The organism is Paractinoplanes aksuensis (assembly GCF_024137025.1).
Taxonomy (GTDB): domain Bacteria; phylum Actinomycetota; class Actinomycetes; order Mycobacteriales; family Micromonosporaceae; genus Actinoplanes; species Actinoplanes aksuensis.
On sequence record NZ_JAMYJR010000080.1, the window covers coordinates 1 to 6,105 of the forward strand.

The 6,105-nt window shown below is 70.7% G+C and carries 6 protein-coding genes; 3 read left to right on the forward strand and 3 right to left on the reverse strand.

Features of this window, described 5'->3' with window-relative positions; all coding sequences use genetic code 11:
* Nucleotides 1-194 precede the first annotated feature (194 nt).
* Nucleotides 195-497, forward strand: coding sequence for a hypothetical protein (locus tag M1L60_RS46530; protein ID WP_253244048.1), 303 nt, complete (start codon nt 195-197; stop codon nt 495-497).
* A gap of 299 nt (nt 498-796) precedes the next feature.
* Here M1L60_RS46530 and M1L60_RS46535 read toward each other — a convergent pair whose 3' ends face one another.
* The 3 genes from M1L60_RS46535 to M1L60_RS46545 all read right to left on the reverse strand — a co-directional run bounded on the left by M1L60_RS46535 (nt 797) and on the right by M1L60_RS46545 (nt 4,030).
* On the reverse strand, nt 797-2,041 hold the full coding sequence (locus M1L60_RS46535) for an acetyl-CoA C-acetyltransferase (protein WP_253244049.1): 1,245 nt from the start codon (nt 2,039-2,041) through the stop codon (nt 797-799).
* An 87-nt stretch (nt 2,042-2,128) separates the two neighbouring features.
* Nucleotides 2,129-2,920 carry an SGNH/GDSL hydrolase family protein gene (locus M1L60_RS46540; RefSeq protein ID WP_253244050.1) on the reverse strand — a complete coding sequence of 264 codons (792 nt, stop codon included), beginning with the start codon at nt 2,918-2,920 and terminating at the stop codon, nt 2,129-2,131.
* Nucleotides 2,921-2,956: 36 nt separating this feature from the next.
* Nucleotides 2,957-4,030: an SGNH/GDSL hydrolase family protein gene (locus tag M1L60_RS46545; RefSeq protein WP_253244051.1), complete on the reverse strand. Its 1,074-nt coding sequence runs from the start codon at nt 4,028-4,030 to the stop codon at nt 2,957-2,959.
* Nucleotides 4,031-4,159: 129 nt separating this feature from the next.
* Between M1L60_RS46545 and M1L60_RS46550 the strand changes: the two genes are divergently transcribed.
* Both M1L60_RS46550 and M1L60_RS46555 read left to right on the forward strand, forming a co-directional pair.
* Nucleotides 4,160-4,504, forward strand: a complete 345-nt coding sequence (locus M1L60_RS46550; protein ID WP_253244052.1) for a YkvA family protein — start codon at nt 4,160-4,162, stop codon at nt 4,502-4,504.
* 3 nt (nt 4,505-4,507) lie between these two features.
* Entirely contained in the window at nt 4,508-5,869 is a 1,362-nt protein-coding gene (locus M1L60_RS46555) for a cystathionine beta-synthase (protein ID WP_253244053.1), read from the forward strand.
* The last annotated feature ends 236 nt before the right edge of the window (nt 5,870-6,105 follow it).

Sequence of the window (6,105 nt, forward strand, 5' to 3'; positions counted from 1 at the left end):
GGCCGGCCTCTTGCGCGCGGCCGGCCTCTTGCGCGCGGCCGGCCTCTTGCGCGGCGCTCAGCCTGTTGCACGGCGGCCGGCCTGTTGCGCGGCGGCCGGCCTGTTGCGCGGCGGCCGGCCTGTTGCGCGGCGGCCGGCTTCCTGCGCGGCGCCCGGCTTCCTGCGCGGCGGTCAGGCTTCTTTACGCTGGGGACGTGACCGATTTCGCGACGTCGATCGACCGGCTGCTCAACCAGGTGCGCTACTGGGAGCAGCCGCGCTGGCGGGCCGACAGTCGCAACGACCGCGCGTACGCCCTGGTGCAACTGCTGGCCGACCTCGGAGCGGACGCCGAGGGGCAACCTCGCCGGCCAGTGCCGCGCGAGCACGACATGATCCTGCCCGACCAATTGCGCGTGATGGCCGACGACCTGCTCGCGGCCGACCCGCCACCCGCGGTGCTCGACGAGGCGTCCGCGGCCGTCGACCAGCTACGCCACAACCTCGACCGCCGGTAGCCGCCGCCCCACACGTCTCGTGAGACGAAACGTCGCGTCTCGCGGCACGAGCCGTTTCGTTTAGTTCGCGTCTCGCGAGACGAACCGTTTCGTCTTGCGCGCCCGCGGAACGATACGTTGCGTCGCGAGACGGGCGGTTTGTCAGGCGTGCGCCCGCGGAACGATACGTTTCGTCCGCGAGACGCGACGTATCGTCTTGCGCGGCGTACGGGGCTCGTCGGGGGCAGGGCCGTGGAAATGACTCCGCCGAGCCCGGCCGCTCGTGGCAGACCGGACCCGGCGGAAGCTCGGGGGTGTTTCTAGCTCAGGCGCTCGATGATCAGCGCCATGCCCTGGCCGCCGCCGACGCACATCGTTTCGAGGCCGATGGTTTTGTCGTGCCAGTCGAGCGAGTTGAGCAGCGTGCCCGTCATGCGGGCGCCGGTCGAGCCGAACGGGTGGCCGATGGCGATCGCGCCGCCGTTCACGTTGAGCTTCTCGATCGGAATGCCCAGGTCCTGGTACGAGGGGATGACCTGGGCCGCGAAGGCCTCGTTGATCTCGACCAGGTCGACGTCGCCGATGCTCATGCCGGCCCGCTTCAGCGCCTGCTTCGACGCCTCGACCGGGCCCAGGCCCATGATCTCGGGGCTGAGCGCCGTCACACCGGTCGACACGATCCGGGCCAGCGGCGTGAGGCCCAGCTCGCGGGCTTTGGTGTCACTCATGATCACCACGGCCGCGGCGCCGTCGTTGAGCGGGCAGCAGTTGCCCGCCGTGACCCGGCCGTCGGGGCGGAAGACCGGCTTGAGCTGCGACACCGCCTCCAGCGTGACGCCCGGACGGGGGCCGTCGTCCTGCGCGACGACCGTACCGTCGGGGAGCGTGACCGGGGTGATCTCGCGCGCCCAGAAACCGTTGGCGATGGCCTTCTCGGCGAGGTTCTGACTGCGTACGCCGAATTCGTCCATCTCTTGCCGGCTGACGCCCTTGATCTGGGCCAGATTTTCGGCGGTCTGGCCCATCGCGATGTAGACGTCGGGCAGCGTGTTGTCGTCGCGCGGGTCGTGCCAGGTCTGGCCGCCCGCGGCGTACTTGGCCGTGCGGGCCCGCGCCTCGTCGTACTTCGGGTTCTCCCAGCCGCCGCCGACCAGGGCCTGCGCCTCGGACGGGAGCCCGTCGGAGCTGCCCCGGGCGTAGCGGGACACGGTCTCGACACCGGCTGACAGGAAGATGTCACCCTCGCCGGCCTTGATCGCGTGGAAGGCCATGCGGGTGGTCTGCAGCGAGGACGAGCAGTAGCGGGTGACGGTCGCGCCCGGCAGGCCGTCCAGCCCGAGCTGGGTGGCGACCACGCGGGCCATGTTGAAGCCCTGCTCACCGCCGGGCAGCCCGCACCCGAGGTAGAGATCCTCGATCAGCGTGCGGTCGAGCTGCGGTACCTTGTTCAGCGCGGCGTCGATGATGGTGGTGGCAAGGTCGTCGGGACGCAGGTCCCTCAGGGATCCCTTGGCTGCACGGCCGATGGGGGATCGGGCGGTGGCGACGATGACAGCTTCCGGCATGGGCCCAATTTAACTGGCCGGTAACTTAGCCGGAAGTACAACTTCGTCACACACGCGTCATGTTCGACTACGAATCCGTCATTGCGCTCAGCCCGCGGGCGTCATCGCGGCTTTCACCACAGCCGGGTACAACGCGTGTGCCCACACCCGGTAGCCGTCGGCCGACGGGTGGAAACCGTCGTAGCAGAGCGTGCCCGCGTCGGCCCGGAACACGGCGCCGGTCTCGTCACCCAGATGCACGACCGCACCGCCCGCGGCGGTGACCGTCTTGGCCTGCGCCTTGGCCATGCGCCGGCCCAGCACCCCGGCGATCTGGCGCAGCGGCGGCGCGATCGCCCGCAACGCGCCCAGGTCGGGGCAGGTGCCGACGACCACGCGGACGCCCGCCTCGCGCAAGCGCCGCACGGCCGTGCCCAGCTGGGCCGCCGATTCCTCGGGGCTGCGCAGGCTGGTGGCGTCGTGCGCGCCGATCAGCACCACAGCGACGTCCGGACGCTCGCCCAGCAGCGCCCGCGCCACCTGGGTGGCCAGGTCGGACGAGCGGGAACCGGCCACACCGACGCTGGACAGCAGGACGTGCCGCTCACCGACCTCGGCGCTGCCCTCGGCCAGCAGGCGGGCCAGGTGACCGCCGACCGTCTCGCTCAGCCACTCGACCCCCACGCCGATCGCCGCCGAATCACCCAGCAGCACCAGGCGCAGGGGCGGGGCCGAGATCCGGCCCATCGACGTCCGCAGGGCCAGGCCCATGGTCGGCTTCGCGTAGCGCCGGGCCTTGGCCGCGAGGATCTCGCCGACCAGCAGGGCCGCGCCGCCCACCGTGCCGGCGAGCAGACCGGTGGCCGCCGCCTTGCCGATCCGTGCGTTCAGACCCGCCATCCCACTCGCCTCCCTGCGTAGCGAAACCCGCCTGCCTCACGAAGCAGGCTGATGATCCTCCGGCGTCCACCCTACGGCGCTGGCCGCCGACCGGCCGCCGGGAACGGACTGCCCCTCCGTTCCGGGGGACGCCGCCGCGCGGTGGCCGAACCACGAGCGCGGCTCGCCGAACCACGGGTGCCGGCGCAGCACCGCCCAGCGTCCGGCCGCACTGACCTCGGTGCCGGGCGCGAGCACGGCCTCCTGCGCCGCCTCTTCCAGACTCCGTACCCCCTCGCCGCCGGTCAGAACCGTGCGGTCGTCCTCGCCGAGGGCCGCCATCAGGGTCGGCAGCACCACGGCGGCGGCCCGGGCGTACCCCTCGGCCGACGGGTGGAAGCGGTCCGAGCCGAACATACGGACGGGGTCGGCCTCGAACATCGGCCCGAGCAGACCACCGATCGACACCGTACGACCACCCGCCGCCACCACGGCGACCGTCTGCGCCGCGGCCAGATCGCGGCTCCACTTGCGGGCCAGCCAGCGCAGCGGCGGCTTGATCGGCTGGATCGCGCCGACGTCGGGACAGGTGCCGACCACCACCTTGCAGCCGGCCTCGCGTAGCCGGCGCACCGACTCGCCCAGATGGTGCACGGCGGAGTCGCGGCTCGAGGCGTGCGTGACGTCATTGCCGCCGATCAGGATGATCGCCACCTCGGGGGCGTGCTCCAGCGCCGCGTCCACCTGATAGGGCAGGCCGGACGACATCGACCCGACCACGGCCAGCCGGTGCAGGCGGACGGGTCGGTGCAGGCGGCGCGACACGCCGGTGGCCAGCAGCGCGCCCGGCGTCTCCCGGGGGCGGTGCACGCCGTACCCGGCGGCCGTCGAATCACCCAGAATGACCATGCTGATCGCCTTGCCGCCGAACTTCCCGCCGTACGTGCCGTCGCCGCGCGGGGGCGGGGCCTCGGCCATCGGGATGATCCGGCGCAGGTCCTTGGCCTGCCGCAGCAGCAGGCCGACCGACATGGCGGTCGCGGTGGCCAAGGCGCCCGTCACGCCGCCGAGGATCTGACCAGCCAGTTTGATCCGGCGCCAGTCCTCCGCAGAGATCTGAATGGTGCTCACAGGCTCCCTCGCTGTCGCTCGCGGTCCTCGAAGTACGGTTAACAGTGGGGAATTCGAGGCTATCGCGCGGCTGCGACAAGCAATCATGGCGGGCGCAAGTCATGCTGGTATGACCGGAAGGAGAACAGCATGGCGAAGACCCTGAAACGGACGGCGGCCTTCACCTCGCTCGCCAAGGCCCTGATGGCCGGCGCCCGCGGGGGTCCGTCCCTGCCCACCCGCATCGCGGCCATCCCGCGCATGATGAAAGCCACCACCAAAGGCCAGTACGACGGCGGGATGAGGCTGGCCATGATGGCCGCGGCCACGGCGTACGTGCTGTCGCCGATCGACGTCGTCCCCGAGATGTTCCTGTTCGTCTTCGGGCTGGCCGACGACGCGCTGATGGTGGCCTGGCTGGCCGGCGCTGTCCTGGCCGAGACGGAGCGCTTCCTGGAGTGGGAGAGGGCACGGGACCGGGTCGTCGTAGTCTGAGGTGTGCGCTATTACGACAACGTCGTCGACATCATCGGGGACACCCCCCTGGTCAAGCTGAACAAGGTCACCGAGGGCATCGCTGCCACCGTGCTGGCCAAGGTCGAGTACTTCAATCCCGGCGGCTCGGTCAAAGACCGGATCGCCCTGCGGATGGTGCTCGACGCCGAGCGCGACGGGCTGCTGAAGCCAGGCGGCACGATCGTCGAGCCCACCAGCGGAAACACGGGCGTCGGCCTGGCCCTGGTCGCTCAGCAACGCGGCTACAAATGCATCTTCGTCTGCCCCGACAAGGTCAGTGAGGACAAGCGGAACGTCCTGAAGGCGTACGGGGCCGACGTGGTGGTCTGCCCCACCGCTGTGGCGCCCGAAGACCCGCGCTCCTACTACAACGTCTCCGACCGCCTGGCCCGCGAGGTGCCGGGCGCGTGGAAGCCCGACCAGTACAGCAACGCGGCCAATCCGCGCTCCCACTACGAAGAGACCGGTCCTGAGCTGTGGAAACAGACCGACGGGCGGATCACCCACTTCGTGGCGGGGGTGGGCACCGGGGGGACGATCACCGGGGTCGGGCGTTATCTGAAAGAGCAAGGTTCGGGCGTACGGGTAATCGGGGCTGATCCGGAAGGCTCGGTGTACTCGGGCGGCACGGGTCGGCCGTACCTGGTCGAGGGCGTGGGCGAGGACTTCTGGCCCACCACGTACGACCGGGAGCTCGCCGACGAGATCATCGAGGTCAGCGACTCCGACTCGTTCGAGATGACCCGCCGCCTGGCCCGCGAAGAAGGTCTGCTCGTGGGCGGCTCGTGCGGCATGGCGGTGGTGGCGGCCCTCGAGGTGGCCCGCCGAGCCGACCCGAGCGACGTGATCGTGGTCCTCCTGCCGGACGGAGGCCGCGGCTACCTGTCGAAGATCTTCAACGACGACTGGATGGCCCGGTACGGCTTCTTGCGTACGGTCGAGGGGGCGCCGACGGTGGCCGACGCGCTCGCCCGGAAAGACGGCGCGATGCCGCCGCTGATCCACGTCCACCCGACCGAGACAGTGCGCGACGCGATCGACTACATGCGCGAGTACGGGGTGTCGCAGCTGCCTGTGCTGAAGGCGGAGCCGCCGGTCGTGACAGGCGAGGTGGCGGGGTCGATCGCGGAGAAGGCCCTGCTGGACGCGTTGTTCACCGGTCAGGCCCACCTGCACGACACCATAGAGCGCCACATGGGCGAGCCGCTCCCGATGATCGGCGGAGGCCAGCCGGTGAGCGAGGCCGTCGCCCTGCTCGAGAAGTCCGACGCGGCGATGGTCCTGGTCGACGGCAAGCCCGCGGGGGTTCTTACTCGGCAAGACCTGCTCACTCACCTGTCCTGATCGCTTTCTGAGGCCGGCGCGGTTCGCTGCGCCGGCCTTTGCTGTGCCTTGTCGCGCCGGGCTCTCCGTGGGCTGGGCTGCGTCGCGCGGGCCCGGCTCTCTTGCGCTGCGCGAGTTCGGCTCTCTGCGCTGCGAGGCTGGGTTTTCTTGCGCCGCGTGGGCTGGGTTTTCTTGCGCCGCGTGGGCTGGGTTTTCTTGCGCCGCGTGGGCTGGGTTTTCTTGCGCCGCGTGGGCTG